Source organism: Terracoccus sp. 273MFTsu3.1, assembly GCF_000383675.1.
GTDB lineage: Bacteria > Actinomycetota > Actinomycetes > Actinomycetales > Dermatophilaceae > Terrabacter.
Genome location: NZ_KB911824.1, coordinates 247,959 through 264,779 on the forward strand (window position 1 = coordinate 247,959; position 16,821 = coordinate 264,779).

Annotated in this window: 12 protein-coding genes; 7 read left to right on the forward strand and 5 right to left on the reverse strand. The window is 71.0% G+C overall.

Translation table 11 applies throughout. The annotated features are described in order from the left end of the window. The first annotated feature begins 146 nt into the window (after positions 1 to 146). Complete coding sequence (locus H283_RS0116315; RefSeq protein WP_020144598.1) at positions 147 to 1,532, forward strand: NAD-dependent malic enzyme; 1,386 nt, start codon at positions 147 to 149, stop codon at positions 1,530 to 1,532. 12 nt (positions 1,533 to 1,544) lie between these two features. Here the strand turns inward: H283_RS0116315 and H283_RS0116320 are convergent, their stop codons facing one another. The 3 genes from H283_RS0116320 to H283_RS0116330 form a co-directional block, all read right to left on the reverse strand. Continuing rightward, positions 1,545 to 1,952: a hypothetical protein gene (locus H283_RS0116320; RefSeq protein ID WP_028785654.1), complete on the reverse strand. Its 408-nt coding sequence runs from the start codon at positions 1,950 to 1,952 to the stop codon at positions 1,545 to 1,547. A gap of 297 nt (positions 1,953 to 2,249) precedes the next feature. Beyond that, entirely contained in the window at positions 2,250 to 2,501 is a 252-nt protein-coding gene (locus tag H283_RS0116325; protein ID WP_020144600.1) for a DUF4242 domain-containing protein, read from the reverse strand. 78 nt (positions 2,502 to 2,579) lie between these two features. Beyond that, entirely contained in the window at positions 2,580 to 5,246 is a 2,667-nt protein-coding gene (locus H283_RS0116330; protein WP_043649901.1) for an AAA family ATPase, read from the reverse strand. A gap of 74 nt (positions 5,247 to 5,320) precedes the next feature. On the opposite strand from H283_RS0116330, the gene H283_RS0116335 reads away from it, so the two are divergent. Beyond that, positions 5,321 to 6,331: an aldo/keto reductase family protein gene (locus H283_RS0116335; protein WP_020144602.1), complete on the forward strand. Its 1,011-nt coding sequence runs from the start codon at positions 5,321 to 5,323 to the stop codon at positions 6,329 to 6,331. A gap of 90 nt (positions 6,332 to 6,421) precedes the next feature. On the opposite strand, the gene H283_RS0116340 is transcribed toward H283_RS0116335, so the two are convergent. Next, a complete protein-coding gene (locus tag H283_RS0116340; protein ID WP_043649904.1) occupies positions 6,422 to 8,362 on the reverse strand; it encodes a hypothetical protein in 1,941 nt (646 codons plus the stop codon). 185 nt (positions 8,363 to 8,547) lie between these two features. On the opposite strand from H283_RS0116340, the gene H283_RS0116345 reads away from it, so the two are divergent. Continuing rightward, entirely contained in the window at positions 8,548 to 10,206 is a 1,659-nt protein-coding gene (locus H283_RS0116345) for an NERD domain-containing protein (RefSeq protein ID WP_028785656.1), read from the forward strand. A gap of 66 nt (positions 10,207 to 10,272) precedes the next feature. Further along, positions 10,273 to 10,701 (forward strand): hypothetical protein, encoded by a 429-nt coding sequence (locus H283_RS0116350; protein ID WP_156023250.1) that lies wholly within the window; start codon positions 10,273 to 10,275, stop codon positions 10,699 to 10,701. A gap of 144 nt (positions 10,702 to 10,845) precedes the next feature. On the opposite strand, the gene H283_RS0116355 is transcribed toward H283_RS0116350, so the two are convergent. Beyond that, complete coding sequence (locus tag H283_RS0116355) at positions 10,846 to 12,471, reverse strand: HNH endonuclease signature motif containing protein (protein WP_156023251.1); 1,626 nt, start codon at positions 12,469 to 12,471, stop codon at positions 10,846 to 10,848. A 181-nt stretch (positions 12,472 to 12,652) separates the two neighbouring features. On the opposite strand from H283_RS0116355, the gene H283_RS0116360 reads away from it, so the two are divergent. From H283_RS0116360 to H283_RS0116370, 3 genes are all read left to right on the forward strand, one after another. Continuing rightward, positions 12,653 to 14,071, forward strand: coding sequence for an aminotransferase class V-fold PLP-dependent enzyme (locus H283_RS0116360; protein ID WP_020144607.1), 1,419 nt, complete (start codon positions 12,653 to 12,655; stop codon positions 14,069 to 14,071). A 143-nt stretch (positions 14,072 to 14,214) separates the two neighbouring features. Continuing rightward, entirely contained in the window at positions 14,215 to 16,329 is a 2,115-nt protein-coding gene (locus tag H283_RS0116365) for a CARDB domain-containing protein (RefSeq protein ID WP_020144608.1), read from the forward strand. Beyond that, positions 16,326 to 16,799: a hypothetical protein gene (locus H283_RS0116370; protein WP_020144609.1), complete on the forward strand. Its 474-nt coding sequence runs from the start codon at positions 16,326 to 16,328 to the stop codon at positions 16,797 to 16,799. The genes H283_RS0116365 and H283_RS0116370 overlap by 4 nt, the downstream gene beginning before the upstream one ends. Positions 16,800 to 16,821 lie beyond the last annotated feature (22 nt).

Genomic DNA, 16,821 nt, shown 5'->3' on the forward strand with positions numbered 1-16,821 from the left:
ACCGGCCACGGCCCCGAGGTGACGGCAACGTCCTCCCCGGCACGCCGACGACATGCCCGACGAGGCGGTCGGGATCCGAGCGGGCCGACCGTCGCGGGTGGAGGATGAACGGGTCGGACACCGCTGCTCCGCGCGAGAGGACTGCCATGGCCATCCCGAGTCCTGGGTACTCGATCACCGTCCGGGTCGAGGTGCCGGCCGCCGCCAACGCGACCGCGGCCCTCACGACCGCCGTCTCGTCCACCGGCGGAGCCCTCACGGCGCTCGACGTCGCCGAGAGCCGCACCGACCGGCTCGTCGTCGACGTCACGTGCGACACGCGGGACGAGGCGCACGGTCACCTCATCACCGAGGCGATCGCCGCGATCCCGGGCGCGGTCGTCCGCAAGGTCAGCGACCAGACGTTCCTGCTCCATCTCGGCGGCAAGATCGAGGTGAACCCGAAGGTGCCCCTCAAGCACCGCGACGACCTGTCGCGCGCGTACACGCCGGGAGTCGCTCGCATCTGTCAGGCGATCGTCGACCACCCGGAGGACGCCCGCCGACTCACCGTCAAGCGCAACACCGTCGCCGTCGTCACCGACGGCTCGGCCGTCCTGGGACTGGGCAACATCGGCCCGCTCGCGGCCCTCCCGGTCATGGAGGGCAAGGCCGCGCTCTTCAAGCAGTTCGGGGGCGTGGACGCCTGGCCGGTCTGCCTCGACACCCAGGACCCCGACGCGATCGTCGAGATCGTGCGCGCAATCGCCCCGGTCTACGGCGGCATCAACCTCGAGGACATCTCTGCCCCAAGGTGTTTCGAGATCGAGTCACGCCTGCGTGAGCTCCTCGACATCCCCGTCTTCCACGATGACCAGCACGGCACCGCGATCGTCGTCCTCGCTGCGCTGAAGAACGCCCTGCGCGTCGTCAACAAGTCCATGGACGACGTGCACATCGTCGTCTCCGGCGTCGGCGCCGCGGGTCATGCGATCATCCGTCTCCTGCTCACCCAGGGCGCCCGCAACATCATCGCCTGCGGTCGCACGGGTGCGGTCCACAACGGCAACGAGGGCATGGAGCCCTTCCGGCAGTGGATCGCCGACCACACCAACACCGGTCACCGGAGCGGCACCCTCAAGGAGGTCCTCGTCGGTGCGGACGTCTTCATCGGCGTGTCGGCGCCGGACCTGCTGACGGGTGACGACATCGCCCTCATGGCTCCTGACGCGATCGTCTTCGCCCTCGCCAACCCCGTGCCCGAGGTCGACCCGATCGCCGCGAGCGAGCACGCCGCTGTCGTCGCGACGGGCCGCTCGGACCACCCGAACCAGATCAACAACGTCCTCGTCTTCCCGGGTTTCTTCCGCGGGCTGCTCGATGCCGGCGTCTCCGACATCACGGACGCCATGATGGTCGCCGCGGCGAGCGCGATCGCCGACTCGGTCGAGCCGGGCGAGATCAACCCGAGCTTCATCATCCCCAGCGTCTTCGACGCGAGCGTCGCGCCGGCGGTCGCCGCAGCGGTGTGCCGGGTGGCCGGCACCCGCTGAACGGACCGAGATTCAGGCGGCGCGTCGGCGCTGCGAGCCGGCGCGGACGACAGAGCCCTCGGAGACGACGTCGTCGCTGTCGACGCGGACGCCGTCCCAGACGCGAGCGTTGGCGCCGATCTTGGCGCGTGCGCCGACCCGGGCATCGCGCCCGATGACGGCGCCGGGCGCCACGTGTGCCGTGGTGCCGATGCTGGCTCCGGCGTGGACGATCGCACCGCGGTCGATCCAGGCGCCGGTCGCGATGCGGGCTCCTGCGCCGACGACCGCGCCGCGGTCGACGTAGGCGTTCTCGGCGACGTAGGCCGCGGGGTCGACGTGGGCGTGCGACTCGACGAAACCGCCACCGTTGTCGTGGCGGGCGTAGCGCAGCACGGTTCCGTTGTCCTCTTCGAACTCCTCGTACTTCCTTCGCCTCATGGTGCACCCCCTTCGGGTCGTGCGTGGACCGGGCGTCCACGCGGGCCTCACGGTGGTCAACGTTCAAGTGAACATGAAGATTCCGGTGAGGTGATGAGTGGTTTCTACCCGCCCAACGCACGGGCCAACCGTGCGGTTCCATCGGCTGGGACGACGCCGGGACGACGCCGGGACGACCCACGGGATGACGGGTCGGTGACCGCGTCGAGGCATGACGACGGGGCCGTATGCCGTCACCTCGGGGTGGCGGCATACGGCTGTCTCGTCGTGTGGTCGGCGGTGGTGCGGGTGGGGCGGTCAGACGCCTTCCTGCACCTCGTAGATGGCGTCGGCGACGAGCCCGTGCGCGTCGCGGTGCACGGTGTTGGCTGCCTCGGCGTCGGGGGCCTCCACGAGGCAGAAGATCTGGCCCCGGTGCTCGTCGACCCAGTAGCGCAGGTAGTTGACGCCGTGGGGGTCCTGCGTGGCGAGGTCGGCGCGGTGTGCCTGGGCGACCGCGTCCATCGTGACCCCGTCGCCCAGGGAGTGGACGTCCATGAAGAGCGGCATGCTCGTGGTCCTTTCGGGATGGGAGAGCTTGGATGTCTCCAGCGTCGCTCCCGCCGAACCGCAGGTCATGGGTGCCGACTACCCACTCATCTCGTTCGTCCCACCCATCTTGAGCAGCTCACGTCGGCTCTCGAGCCCGAGCTTGGTCAGGACCGACGAGACGTGGTGCTCTGCGGTGCGTCGGGAGATGACGAGACGCTCGGCGATCCCCGCGTCCGTGTAGCCCTTCGTCAACAGCTCCATCACCTCGGTCTCGCGCGGCGTCAGGCCAGCGGGGTGCTCGCGCGTCGTGGCTCTCGGGGCGCGAGGCGCGGTCCAGCCACGAGCGCGCAGCTCCGCGCGCGATCGCGCTGCCGCGGCACGGGCACCGACCCGCTCGAAGATCGCGACGGACTCCGTCAGTGGCTCGCGCTCGCCGCTGCGCGCCAGCGCCAGACCCTCGTCGAACGGGCACCCGAGCGACCTCCAGATGTCGGCGGCCTCACGCCACGCACCGGCCACCTCCGCGGCGAAGGGGGGAGCGAGTGGGCCGTCCAGCTCGGGGCGGGTGAACGACACGTCGGGCTCGACCAGCGCGTCGATGCCGTCGCCGACGAGCCACCGCGCCACGGCGCCGCGGTTCCACGGGCAGTCGGCCGAGACCGCGAGCGGCCAAGCCTCTGCCGCCACGCGTGCGGCTGCGCCGAGGTCGCCGGCGAGCCAGGCGGCTTCGCAGCGCACGGCGACCACCGGCGCCACCCGTTGCAGCTCACGCATCCCCGAGGCCAGGGACCACGCCCGCGCCATCAGCTCGTCGCCGCCCGGCTCGCCCGTGCGACCGCGGACGTGGGCGAGCGTGACGAGCGGCTCGACCTCGCCGACGCTCGCGATGTCGGGATGGCGGAGCAGGGACTCGGCCCGGTCGCGGGCCGCGGAGAGGTCACCACGGTCGAGGTGCAGGTGTGCCTCCCATCCCTCGAGATACAGGGTCCACGAGTCGAGATCTCGCTCGGAGCAGTACTCGATGCCCTCGAGGAAGTAGCGGCGCGCGTCCTCGTGCCGTCGCTGGAGCACGGCGCTCGACGCGAGGTTGCAGTAGGCGCGAGCCGCGTGCTCGTGGAGGTCGGCCGCGCGTGCCTGCTGGAGGCTGTCGTCGAGCATCGCCGCCCCGGACGCGAAGTCGCCGGCCGCGATCTCGATGGTGCCGAGGTTGTTGAGGGCGTGCACGCGCACCTCGGTCTGCTGCAACGGGTCGTCGAGGGAGTCGGCGAGGTCCAGCGTGCGGTGCGCCCACTCCCGGGTGCCGGCCAGGTCGGTGGCCAGCATGCGGAGCTGCGCGAGGTTGCTGTAGGCCAACGCCAGCTCGAAGGACGAGCTCCCCTCGAGCACGTCGACGGCGACAGCCGCCTGCGTCTCGGCCTCGGCCTTGCGCCCTGCGAACCAGCTGAGCCGTGACAGGCAGCGCCACGCGTCGCCGACCCGGGTGGCGTCGTCTGCGTCGTCCCAGATCCGGCGAGCGGCGTCGACCGCCTCGATGGCGCCGTCGATGCGGTCGGTGAGATAGAGCTCGTAGCCGAGGGCCCAGAGCAGGTCGGCCCTGCGTCGAGCGGGCACCTCGGTGTCCGGCAGGGAGTCCGCGTGCTGCAGGGCGCGGCGGTACTGGTCGACGGCCTCCCGGTGCGCGCCGAGACGGGCGGCGCGCGCTCCGGCCTCGGGTGCGTGGGCCAGCACAGCCCGGCTGTCCCCGGCTGCGTCGGCGTGGTGCGCCAGCCGCGCCGGGTCGGCGTCGCGACTCTCGAGCGCCGCGAGCAGTCGGCGGTGGATGTGCAGTCGTCGTCCGGCCGGAACCTCGTCGGCGACGGCGAGCCTGCCCAGCTCGTGACGGAAGGTGACCTCCCGGCCCGACATGACGACCAGTCCCCGGGCAAGGGGCTCGTCGAGCACGCCCAGGCCCTCGCTCAGGAGTCCTTCGAGCAGGTCGGTCTCGGCTCTCGACCCGGTCAGGGCAACCACCTCGAGGGCTCGCTGCGACGACTCGGGGAGACGGGCGACGCGGGCGAGCACCGCGTCGCGCACGGTCGGGGGCACACCGACCGCGTCACCGGAGAGCACCTCCGTGACGAAGAAGGCGTTCCCGCCCGTCACGTCGTGCAGTCGCTCCACGTCGATCCGCGTCGGCGACGGACGGTCCCGCGAACGTTCGGCCACGAGGGTCGCCACGGCGCGGGGGCTGAGCGGCGGCAGGTCGATCCGACGGGTCCCGCTGGCGGATGCCGTGTCCCCCAAGAGGATTCGCAGGGGACTGCCGGTACCCGCGTCCTCGGGGCGGTAGGTGACGAGCACGAGGGCTCGACACCCGTGGACGCGACGGGCCACGTGCCGCAGGAGGTCCAGAGTGGCCTCGTCGGCCCAGTGCGCGTCCTCGACGACGAGCAGGTAGGGCCGGTCGGGCGGTGCACCACGGAGGCTGTCGACGAGTCGGGTGAAGACGTCCTGCCGACTCGCATCCTCCGGCCACAGGTCGGCCGGGAGCGACGGCATCATGTCGTGCAGCGGGCCGAGCGGTGCCGGCGTGGCGGACCCGTCGCAGCTGCCGAGAGCGACGCGTGCGTCGGCGCCGAGCTCGGAGGCTGCGGCGGTGACGAAGGTGGTCTTGCCGATCCCCGCCTCGCCCGAGACGTAGACCAGCCGCCCGTGTCCGGCGCGGGCGTCGTCCAGGTACCCGGCGACTGCGCGTAGCTGCTCGACGCGCTCGAGAAGCGTCACCTGGCGATCGTACGTGCGTCCGCTCGACAGGGAGGGGGGTCCGGGCGACATCGGCGGCAGCATACGGTGGACGAATGAACTTCCGATACCTCGGCAACAGCGGACTCAAGATCTCCGAGATCACGTACGGCAACTGGCTGACCCACGGCTCGCAGGTCGAGAACGACGTCGCCACCCAGTGTGTGCGCGCCGCGCTCGACGCCGGCATCAGCACGTTCGACACGGCTGACGTCTACGCGAACACCAAGGCCGAGAGCGTCCTCGGCGACGCCCTCAAGGGCGAGCGGCGCGAGAGCCTCGAGATCTTCACGAAGGTCTACTGGCCCACCGGCCCGGGCGGCAAGAACGACACGGGCCTGTCCCGCAAGCACATCATGGAGTCGATCAACGGCTCGCTCGAGCGACTCCAGACCGACTACGTCGACCTCTACCAGGCGCACCGCTACGACACCGAGACGCCGCTCGAGGAGACCATGCAGGCCTTCGCCGACGTCGTCCGACAGGGCAAGGCGCTCTACATCGGCGTCAGCGAGTGGACCGCAGACCAGATCCGCGAGGGCGTCGCTCTCGCAAAGGAGCTCGGCTTCCAGCTCATCTCGAGCCAGCCGCAGTACTCCATGCTGTGGCGTGTCATCGAGGGCGAGGTCGTGCCGACGTGCGAGGAGCTCGGCGTCAGCCAGATCGTGTGGAGCCCCATCGCCCAGGGCGTGCTGACGGGGAAGTACCAGCCCGGCCAGCAGCCGCCCGAGGGCTCGCGTGCCGCTGACGAGAAGGGCGGTGCCGACATGATCAAGCGCTTCATGAACGACGACGTGCTGACGCGCGTGCAGAACCTCAAGCCGATCGCCGACGAGGCCGGTCTGACCATGGCCCAGCTCGCCGTCGCCTGGGTGCTCCAGAACCCGAACGTGGCGGCTGCCCTCGTCGGCGCCTCGCGTCCCGAGCAGGTCGCCGAGAACGTCAAGGCGGCCGGCGTGACGCTCGAGCCCGAGCTCATGACGAAGATCGACGACGTGCTCGGCGACATCGTCGAGAAGGACCCGGCCAAGACGAAGGAGACGGCGCCGCAGCAGCGCGTCGCCTGACGTCCGAGCCGGATGCCCGACAACGTATGCCGCCCAGCCGGTTTCGCGAGGCTGGGCGGCACACGGTGTGGCCGCGTGGTCAGGCGGTCCCTACGGCGTGAGCTTCGTCAGGCGCGTGGACCAGTTGCCGAGAGAGGTCCGCGTGCCGCCGCAGCTGCCGATCGGAGGAGTCAGGTACTGCGCCAGGGTGCAGGTCTGGGCGATGTACTCCGACGCGATCCAGATGGACCGGCCGTCGGTGACGGCCGCCCCGTAGTCGCCCCAACGGGTGCGGATCGGGGTGCCGACGAAGGCCTTGTAGCTGGTGAAGCCGTCCGCCGGGCCGACGCCCTCGCCCACGATGTGGATCGGGCCGACTGCTCCGCTCGACGAGATCGGTGCGTAGCCCGCGCTCGGGTAGTGGTCGCGTCCGACGACGGTGAAGGCGATGGCGCCCTGACCGGTGGTCAGCATCGTGAGGGCCGGGTAGGTCAGGTTGTTGCCCGCGAGGGCCAGGTAGCCCTGCTTCTTGATGTTGCCGCCGACCTTGCCCGCCCCGTTGATCTTCGGCTCCACCGAGAACCAGGCGATGCCGGCCCGCAGCTCGCCGTTGACCCGCACCGCGGTGTCGAGCGAGCCCCAGAGGACGCCGTTCGTGAACCACGTCTGCTGCATGCGGGTGTCGTTGGAGTCGAGGTGCGAGATGACCTCGTCGTGCGCCGGCTCGGGCGGGTCGAAGAAGAGCTGCCAGCACCCGGGACCGAACGGGGTCGCGATCGTCGTGTCGTTGATGCACTGGCCGAGCGGGAAGTCGCCGGCCTTCTGGTCGGCCTTCGGCGGGAAGACGTACGTCTCGCTGTTGACCAGCTTGTTCGTGACCGCCAGCGCCGGGGTGGCCGCGTCGAGCGATGCGGTGTTGGTCAGCGCCCACAGGCCGATGCGCCGCGCGGTCCCGGTGGGGTTGCCCGTCTCGGAGCCGTCACCGGCGGCCGAGCTGAGCAGGTACTCGCTGCCGTTGGCGGCGCTCTCGTACTGGCCCGCGGGTGAGGTCGCCGGCCACACGGTGAAGCCTGGCGTGCCGGCCAGGTCGAGGTTCGGCACCAGGGTCACGCGGACCGCTGCCGGGTGGGTGGCGAGCTGCGCCTTCGAGAACGCGAAGACCTGGGCGGCGTTGAAGTTCGGGCCGAAGAGGTCATACTCGTTGGTCGTGATGTAGATGCCGTTGGCGTCCCCGCCGATGTGCGGGTAGTCCTGGAAGCACGGGCCGGGTGTGACGCCGTCGGTCGTGCAGCCGTGGTTTGGTGTGCCTTCCGTGCCGTCGTTCTGGGCAGGCACCGAGTAGATGGTCCAGGTGCCCGTCGGGTTGCTCGTGTTGGAGACGGCCACGTCGATGGTGTTCCGCCCGTTGAAGTCACCGTTCCCGTCCACGTGCAGCGTCGTGATGGCCACGACGAAGCGCTGGAAGTCGGGGTCGTAGTGGCATACCGGGTCGATGACGTTGGGCCCGACGACGCCGGTCGTCCGGTCGATGGCCGCGGGGTAGCCGAAGAAGGTGTTGAGGTCCTGGACGCCGGTGAGGGCAGCGGCGTTCGAGTCGTAGACCCGCAGCACGCTGTTGACCGACTCGACGGTGAAGCCGTTACCGACGCACAGGGCCTGGTCCGGCGGTTCGAGCGAGAACTGGTTGCCGCCGTTCGCGAGCCGCTGGTCGCGGTGGTTGAGGCCCTGGATGCTGGCCTGGACCGCCGGGTTCGTCGCGGCGACGGCGCTGGACGCCACCACGGGCGCCTCGAGCGGGTGCTTGGGGAAGATGCCGTGCTTGAAGTTCGGGTCGGGGCGGGTGGACGGGACGCCATCCTGCTCGTCGTCGGGTCCGGCTCTGAGCTCGGGCTGCTGGAGCCCGTCGGCGCCGGTGCCGAGGCTGCGGATACTGGTCGTGCCAGAGGACGTGATCTGGCGGGTGTCAGAAGGGGCGGCGTTCGCGGCTCCTGGCAGACTCAGCAGCGCTGCGGCGATGGCCGCGGCTCCGCTGGTGGCGATGATCTTTCGCATGAGCACCTCCGAGAGAATCTGCGCGGATGTGTCGAGCGGAGCCTGGCCACCTTTCGGACGTTCGCTGCTGTGGGAGCGCCGCTCGCACAACTTTCGAGCGTACGCCGGTGCTGCGGACGCGGGTGCGATTCGACGGATCTGCGCAACGTCGAGGTCGGTTCGTGCAGCACGGCTACCCTGCGGTCATGGCACAGGGGGAGGGCGCGCGGTTCACGCACGAGTCGGAGCGTCTTGTCTGGGAGCGGCTGGCGCGTGGCGTCGCGGAGGGCACGGTGCTGCTGCCCAACATCCGTCTCACCTCACAGCGCAAGGACCACGAGCTCGACGTCGTCGTCCTCATGCCCGGCGTGGGCGTCGTCGTCGTCGAGGTCAAGGGCGGCAGCGTCTCCGTGGACGCGCAGGGCCACTGGTGGTCCGGTGGCGGTGCGCGCCGGAGCCGGGTGCGCCCCGTCGAGCAGTGCCGCGACGGCAAGTACGCCCTGCGCGACTTCGTGGAGGCCGACCCCCGCTGGAAGAACCACCGGAGCCGGGTCCGGTTCGGCCACGCGGTCGTCGTCCCGTTCACCGACGTCCCGGACGACTTCGCCACCCCGGACTGCCCCCGCTGGATGATCAGTGGCCGCGGAGACCTCGACGACCTCGCTGGCCGGGTCCACGACGTCGCGGCCCTGCAGGAGAACGACCAGCGCGTCCCTACTGCTGAGGACGTCGAGCTGATCGTCGAGATCCTCACGGGCAGAGGCTTCCCCGTACCCGACATCGCCGCCGACGCGGACGAGCGGGAGGCCACGGCGGACCGGCTGACCCAGGAGCAGGCGGCTCTGCTCCAGGTCACACGGCTCATCAGGCGGATGGAGATCCGGGGTGGTGCCGGCAGCGGCAAGACGATCCTGGCCCTCACCCAGGCCAAGGACCTCACCCGCGGCCAGGGCGACCGCAAGGCGCAGCGAGTGGCGCTCGTCTGCTACTCGATCGGCCTCTCGCAGTACTTCAAACGGCAGCTCGCCGGAGTGCCGCGGCACCATCGGCCGGCCTTCGTCGGTTCCTTCGAGGACCTCGCCAACGAGTGGGGGATCGACACCGCGTCGCACGACCGCAACGACGCCGCCTTCTGGGAGCGCGACCTGGCAGCCCGGATGACCGAGATAGCCGCGGCCCTGCCCGACGGCAAGAAGTTCGACGCCGTCATCGTCGACGAGGCCCAGGACTTCGCCGACCACTGGTGGTACCCCCTCATGAAGGCGCTGCGCGACGAGGACGAGGGCGGTCTCTACGTCTACTCCGACGAGAACCAGCGGATCTTCGCCCGCTTCGGCCAGCCCCCGGTGCCCCTCGTCCCACTCGTCCTCGACCACAACCTTCGCAACACGCAGCAGATCGCCCGGACCTTCGGGCCCCTCGCACCGATGCGGATGCACCTGCGTGGAGGCGTCGGCGCCGACGTCCGCTTCGTCGCCTGTCCTCCGGACGAGGCGATCGGGAGCGCCGACGACCAGGTCGACCTGCTCCTCGAGCAGGGCTGGCGGCCGCAGCACGTCGCGCTGCTGACGATGGGGTCGCGGCACCCGGCACAGGTCGAGCGTCAGGAGGTGGACGGTCAGGTCGGCTACTGGCGGTCCTTCTGGGACGACGACGACGTCTTCTACGGCCACGTCCTCGGCTGCAAGGGACTCGAACGCCGCGCGGTCGTCCTCTGCGTCAACGCGACGAAGACCGAGCGTGCCCGCGAGATGCTCTACGTGGGCATGTCGCGCGCCACCGACGAGCTCGTCGTCGTGGGGGACCCGGACTTCATCCGCGAGATCGGTGGCGCCCAGGTGGCTCACCGGCTCGGCATCGGGTGACGCCCGGCACGGGTGGCTGGGGACAACGTCGGCGCGCCTCCGCGGGTGCGGGTGACGATGGCGGGCATGACCTTCGAAGACCTGCCCCATCGGGCGAGCGAGATCCCGCTGACCAACCGTCGCGTCGCCGCGGACGTCATCGACCTCATCATCGGCGACACCGACCGCGCCAGCGGATGTGTCGCCCTGATGATCTGCGACTCCGAGGACCGGGGCATCCAACCGATCCTGCTGCACGACGTGCTGCCGGACGCCACGGCCGGCGGCCTGGCCCAGCTGCTCGGGATGCTCCTCCCGCTCGTGGCCGACAACGGCGGGTCCGTCCTCATCGGTCGGGGCCGACCGCGGGGAACGGCGCCCGACGACGTCGACCGGGCCTGGCACCAGCTGGCGATCGACCGGTGCGCCGAGCACGACGTCGACCTGCTCGGCTTCTACATTGCCACGCGTGACGGGGTCTTCCGGCTGCCCGAGCCGCTCACCGCCGCGTCGTGAGGGTGCCAGGCAGGGCACCACCGCACGTTCAGATGATCACGCGTTCAGAATCTCCGCACGTTCGGGACCCGACCGTTCGGGATCACCACACGTTCAGGATCACCGCACGTTCTGGATCACCGCACGTTCTGGATCACCGCACGTTCAGAAGGGTGGCTGCTCGAGGTCGGTCGAGCGATGCCTGATCGCGAGATCTCGGGCTGACGGCGGGAGCGACGTGTCTCGGACGCTGTCGAGCCAGTCCTTCGGGTAGGTGTCGTAGATGCGACCGGCCTTGGTGCGCCATCGAACCCGGTCGCCGTCACGGCGCACGAGCCAGTGGCCGTTGGTGTGCAGGTTGTGGTGCGGCCGGTGCTTGCTCGTGAGGTTCGTGACCTCGGTCGGCCCGTGCGGCCACGGTATGTCGTGGTCGAGGTCGCACCGTGCGGCAGGCACGGTGCACCCCGGCGCCCGGCACGTCCCGTCGACGGCCTCGACGTGTGCTCGCATCGCCGGCGTCGGACGATAGGCGTGCGTCTCGAGGTGAGCGGCGGCGCCGCTGTCGGCGTCGACGGCCAGGCGGCGCCACGTCGAGCCGTCGTTGAGCATGATCCGGCGGGCGTGCTCGGCCGTCACCCAGCCGTGGCCCGGGACCTCGCACGGGGCATCCGTGAGTCCGACCGCCGTCGTGAACGGGACCACCAGGGTCACGGTCGCTGCGGGCCGTCGACCCAGACGCCGGAACCACTCATCGCCGGCACGGCCCACGTCGTCACCGGCGGCGGCCGAACTGGACGCCGACGGATCGGTGCCGACGCGGGCGGGCCAGCCGAACATCAGGGTGTCGGTGATGACGTCGGCACGCAGTGAGTCGAGATCGCGCGGGTCGCCCTGGGCCCGAGCGGCCCGAGCGACGGCGTCCGCTCGCTCCATCGCGGCGATGATCTTGTCGGCGTCGTTGACGACGGTGAGCACGCCGAGGCCCTCGTGGTCGATCTGCGCGTGGGCGCCGCGACGCCGTCGGGCTGCACGTCGCCGTGCGGCCGCGTCGCGGTCGGCGGCGAGGCAGGCGCGCGTGAGGCGCTGGCGGAAGAGGCTGGGTGAGGGCGGAGCGCCGTCCTTCGACCGGAGCACGGAGTCGACGATGCCGGGCCCGCAGTCCGACGGCAGCGCGGCGATCTCGCCCTGGATCGTGCACGCACGGTAGACCGTGACCGCGCCCTGCTGCAGGCGACCGCGGAGCGCGGCGGCTCCCGGTGTGCGCGCGGTCGCGAGGTCGAGTCGAGAGCTCACCTCGTGGGTGCCGAGGCCGGTGGCGGTGGACACCTCCATCGCGGTCAGCTGGGCGGCATCGATCCAGCCCGCAGGGCGAGGGCGGCCGAGGTCGGCGAAGCGCGCCAGCTCACCTGCCTCGATGGTCGAGCGAAGCCGTGCCAGGGCCTCCAGCGCGACGGCGTCGAGGATCGCCTTGCAGCGCTCGACGGACTCGACGACCCTCAGGTCGGCGTCGGCCATCGCCTCGAGCTCGGTCCGTGCCTCGTCGGGCTGCGCTGCCAGGAGGTCGTCCGCCGCCGCCTCGACCAGCTCGCTCACGAGTGTCGGCAGCACGTGGGTGAGCACCGCCTCGGCCAGGTGGTGGCGGAGCGTGCGCTCGAGAAGTGGCAGGTCACCCTGCCGGACGGGGACGCGGAGCTCGGCGCGCGACCGGTAGAGGTCGGCGAGGTGGTCGAGGTCGACGACGGCATCGGCGTCCTCGACAGCAGCGGGCCAGGAGTGGCTCCCCACTGCCATCGCCCTGTCCATGCTCCATTAGAACAAACGTTCGAACGATGGTCAAGACGCCTCACGGACCAGTTGCTCTGTGCGGCAGTCCGATCGGTTTCTGAGATCATCGCCGACCTTGTGCGGACCGGTCGTGCCAAGCGTCGGCCGAACCTTGCGCGCTGCCCGTGTCGCGGAGGACCGTGCGGGGATGGACGTCGACCTGGACCAGCTCTACGCTCGCGCGGCTGCCGAAGGTGCTCGACACCGCGCCACCGTCGCAGACCGGCCGGTGGCGGCATCACCCGACCGTGCGGCAATGGCGGCCGCGTTCGGCGGGCCACTACCCGCGACGCGGACCGACCCCAGCGTCGTCGTCGACGATCTGATCACCGCCGCGCGCCCCGGTCTCGTCGGCACCGTCGGTCCGCGCTTCTTCGGCTTCGTCATCGGGGGAGCCTCACCGGCAGCCACGGCCGCCGACCTGCTCGCCGCCGGCTGGGACCAGTGCGCCTACAACGAGGTCCTCTCACCGGCCGCGGCGGCCGCCGAACGGGCGGCCGGAGGCTGGGCGAAGCACCTGCTGGGCCTGCCCGAGGCCGCTTCGGTCGGCTTCGTCACCGGCGCTCAGGCCGCGAACACCGTGGGCCTCGCCGTCGGACGGCAGCGCGTGCTCGCGGACGTCGGGTGGGACGTCGCGCGGGACGGTCTCTTCGGCGCTCCCCGGATCGCTGTGGTCGCGAGCGAGGAGCGGCACGCCACGATCGACCGGGCCGCTCGGCTGCTCGGGTTCGGCACGGGCAGCATCGAGCCCGTGGCCGCCACCCCGCAGGGCGCCATCGACGTCGGCCATCTCCGAACCACCCTCGAGTCCGTCGGCGAACGGCCGGTCATCGTGTGCCTTCAGGCTGGCAACGTCAACACCGGGGCGTGCGACGACCTCAGGGCCGCGACGACGGTGGCGCACGAGCACGGCGCGTGGGTCCACGTCGACGGTGCCTTCGGACTCTGGGCGGCCGCCAGCCCCCGGACCGCTCATCTCGTCGACGGGGTCGAGCTGGCCGACTCGTGGGGCACGGACGCCCACAAGTGGCTCAATGTCCCCTATGACTGCGGACTCGCCTTCTGTGCCGACGCGGACCTGCACGCGGCAACGATGTCGTACGCGGCGGCATACCTCACCGGGTCGGGCTCGGGGGCCGACCACGTCCTCGGCGACCTGACGCCCGAGTCCTCCAGGCGGGCAAGGGGTTTCGCGGTCTGGGCCGCCCTGCGCGAGCTCGGCACCGAGGGTGTGGCCGAGCTCGTCGACCGGTCCTGCGCCCTGGCGACGCGCATGGCCGAGCGTCTCGCAGCCGGCGGTGCCACCGTCCACAACGCCGTCGTGCTCAACCAGGTCCTCGTCAGCATCGGCGATCCCGGACGCACGGACGCCATCGTCGAGGCCGTCCAGCGCGACGGCACGTGCTGGGTCGGTGCGACGACGTGGCACGGCCAGCGACTCATCCGCGTCTCGGTGTCCAACGCCACGACCGGCGAGCACGACGTCGACATCTCGGCCGATGCCATCCTGCGTGTCGCGGGAGCCGTGTCCTCAGCGGACGTCCAGCAGAATCCCAGCCCTTCCTGACCGATTCTTGACCCGTGCAGCCGTAGCCGCCCGGTCCTCCGACTCGTTGAACCCGTCGAGCGAGGCCCTCGTGTCCTCTCTCGACGGTCTCCGGACCGGACGCCTCGGGGGTGTCATCCACTTCGGATCAAGGAGCTGCACCCATGCTGCCGACCTTTCCCTCGCGGGGCCGCCCCCGCTCCTGCGCCGGCGCCCGGGGCAGAGCCATCCCGCTCGTCGCTGCGGCCGGCCTCGTCGCCGCCCTGGGGGTGGCCGCCCCCGCGCTGGCCGCCACACCCACCGGGGGAGCCGTCACCGACACGAGCACCAGCACCCAGTGGACCGCCGGCCCCTTCGTCGCCCCCAACGTCACCGGGACGACGGGCGACGTCACGTGCGGGCCCGGGCTATGCGACGACTTCGCGCTGCACGTGTCGACCCCGAGCGGCTACGGGGACACCCACCAGCTCTCGGTCAAGGTGGGCTGGGCCAACGCTGCTGCCGACTTCGACATCTACCTGCTCGACCAGAACGGCTCGGTCCTGGCGTCGTCCGCCTCGAGCGCGGACCCCGAGACCATCCTCGTGGCACCGACGAGCGGGGACTACACGGTCAGGGTCGTGCCGTATGCCCCGCTCGGTGAGTCCGTCACGGGCACAGCGACCTTGACCGATGTCCCGGCCAATCCCGCGCCGAGCACGGCCACGCCGCCGACCTACAGCCAGTACGGCGCCCCCCAATCCTTCGGCCGCGCGCACGACGCGGGCGAGCCGTCGATCGGCAGCAGCCACAAGACCGGTTCGACGTTCTACCAGGCCCTGTACGACACCTACCGGGCGACGTGGGACGACAGCGTCACCCCGTCAGCGGTGACGTGGTCCGACGTCTCCGCGAAGCCGGCCAACGGCTGTGCCACGGGCGGATCGACGTCGCTCGACCCCATCGGCTTCACCGACCGCGCGACCGGACGTGTCTTCGAGAGCCAGCTCGCCGGCAAGACCTCGCTCATGTGCTACTCCGACGACGAGGGCGCCACGTGGTCGCCCAGCCAGGGCGGCGGGCTCAACTCCGGTGTCGACCACCAGACCGTGGGTGGAGGTCCCTACTCGCCCAACGGCGTCGGAGCGCTGCCGACGTCCAGCTTCCCGAACGCCGTCTACTACTGCAGCCAGGACATCGCGGACGCCAACTGCGCGTCGAGCCATGACGGCGGTGTCACCTTCGGACCAGCCGTCCCGATGTACTCGCTCCTCGACTGTGGTGGCCTGCACGGTCACGTCAAGGTGGCCCCGGACGACGGCACGGTCTATGTGCCCAACAAGTCGTGCGGAGGCAACCAGGCGGTCGCCGTCTCCGAGGACGGCGGCACGACGTGGTCGGTCCGCAAGGACCCCGCCAGCACCGCCGGCGACTCCGACCCCAGCGTCGGCATCGGCTCCAAGGGCACGGTCTACCTGGGATACCAGGCCGCGGACGGGACCCCCCGGATGGCCGTGAGCCGCGACAAGGGCAGGACGTGGACCGACGACCAGAACGTCGGCGCAGGCCTCGGGGTGCACAACACCGTGTTCCCCGCCGTCGTGGCCGGTGACGACGACCGCGCCTCGTTCGCGTTCATCGGCACGACCACGGCCGGGAACTACCAGGACGCCACGACCTTCAAGGGCGACTGGCACCTCTACGTCGCGACGACCTACGACGGCGGCAAGAGCTGGGTCACCGTCGACACCACTCCCGGCGACCCCGTCCAGCGTGGCTCCATCTGCACGGGTGGCACCACCTGCGGCAACGACCGCAACCTCCTCGACTTCATGGACGTCACCGTCGACCGAACCGGTCGGGTCGAGGTCGGTTATGCCGACGGGTGCACCGGCGCCTGCGCGCAGCCGGGCGGTGCCCAGAACTTCGACGCCTATGCGACGATCGCACGCCAGCAGTCGGGCAACACCCTGTATGCCGCCTACGACGCCCTGCCGAACGTCACCCCGACCTCTCTGTCCGTCGCGAAGGCCAGCGGCCTCTATGCCGCGTCGACGACCGTCGCCAACCCGGGTAAGGCGGTCGCCCGGGGCGTCACGACACGCCTTCTCGTCGACGGGGTCGACGTCGCCACCTCGTCGCCGGTCGACGTCCAGCCCGGCCGCTCGACGACCGTCACGTTCCCCGGCGTGCGTCTCGGCAAGGGCGCGCACGTCGTCGCCGTCGTCGTCGACCCGGACGGACGCATCCGGGAGTCCGACGAGGCCGACAACAACCGCCAGCTGCAGGTGACGAGATGAGACGGCCCGCGCAGTGGTCGGGACCCCGCGTCGCCCTCGCCGCCGGGGTGCTCGTCACGGCGGTCGTCCTCGCCGGGTGCGAGAACGACGAGCTGGAGTCGGCCATGGCGGCCCAGTCGAGCTCGACCAGCGCAGCCCTGGTCTGTGCGAAGGACGCCAAGCCGGTGACGGTGCCGGCGTCGTTCCCTGCGAGCGCGGCCGTGCCGGAGGGGTACGTCGTCACTGGCGTCGAGGCCCGCAGCGGTGGTCGGACGGTCGTCACCGCGGTTTCGCCCAAGCCGTTCACGCAGACGCTCGCCGACATGCAGACCGCTTACTCGACCCGTGGGTGGTCGGCGTCCGAGGGTGAGGTGGAGGAGCGGGACGCCGAGTCCAACTTCGACGGCAACGGGCTCCGCGGCCGCTGGGCCATCCGCGAGATCCCCGACTGCACCGACAACACGTCGGTGAGCGTGCTCATCGGCACCTGACAGCTGGCCGGCGGCGGGATTG

Coding starts and splice junctions, on each gene's coding strand:
- H283_RS0116340 (WP_043649904.1), bottom strand. CDS start 8,362: ATGCGAAAGATCATCGCCACCAGCGGAGCCGCGGCCATCGCCGCAGCG.
- H283_RS0116365 (WP_020144608.1), top strand. CDS start 14,215: ATGCTGCCGACCTTTCCCTCGCGGGGCCGCCCCCGCTCCTGCGCCGGC.
- H283_RS0116315 (WP_020144598.1), top strand. CDS start 147: ATGGCCATCCCGAGTCCTGGGTACTCGATCACCGTCCGGGTCGAGGTG.
- H283_RS0116335 (WP_020144602.1), top strand. CDS start 5,321: ATGAACTTCCGATACCTCGGCAACAGCGGACTCAAGATCTCCGAGATC.
- H283_RS0116355 (WP_156023251.1), bottom strand. CDS start 12,471: ATGGCAGTGGGGAGCCACTCCTGGCCCGCTGCTGTCGAGGACGCCGAT.
- H283_RS0116370 (WP_020144609.1), top strand. CDS start 16,326: ATGAGACGGCCCGCGCAGTGGTCGGGACCCCGCGTCGCCCTCGCCGCC.
- H283_RS0116320 (WP_028785654.1), bottom strand. CDS start 1,952: ATGAGGCGAAGGAAGTACGAGGAGTTCGAAGAGGACAACGGAACCGTG.
- H283_RS0116350 (WP_156023250.1), top strand. CDS start 10,273: ATGACCTTCGAAGACCTGCCCCATCGGGCGAGCGAGATCCCGCTGACC.
- H283_RS0116360 (WP_020144607.1), top strand. CDS start 12,653: ATGGACGTCGACCTGGACCAGCTCTACGCTCGCGCGGCTGCCGAAGGT.
- H283_RS0116345 (WP_028785656.1), top strand. CDS start 8,548: ATGGCACAGGGGGAGGGCGCGCGGTTCACGCACGAGTCGGAGCGTCTT.
- H283_RS0116325 (WP_020144600.1), bottom strand. CDS start 2,501: ATGCCGCTCTTCATGGACGTCCACTCCCTGGGCGACGGGGTCACGATG.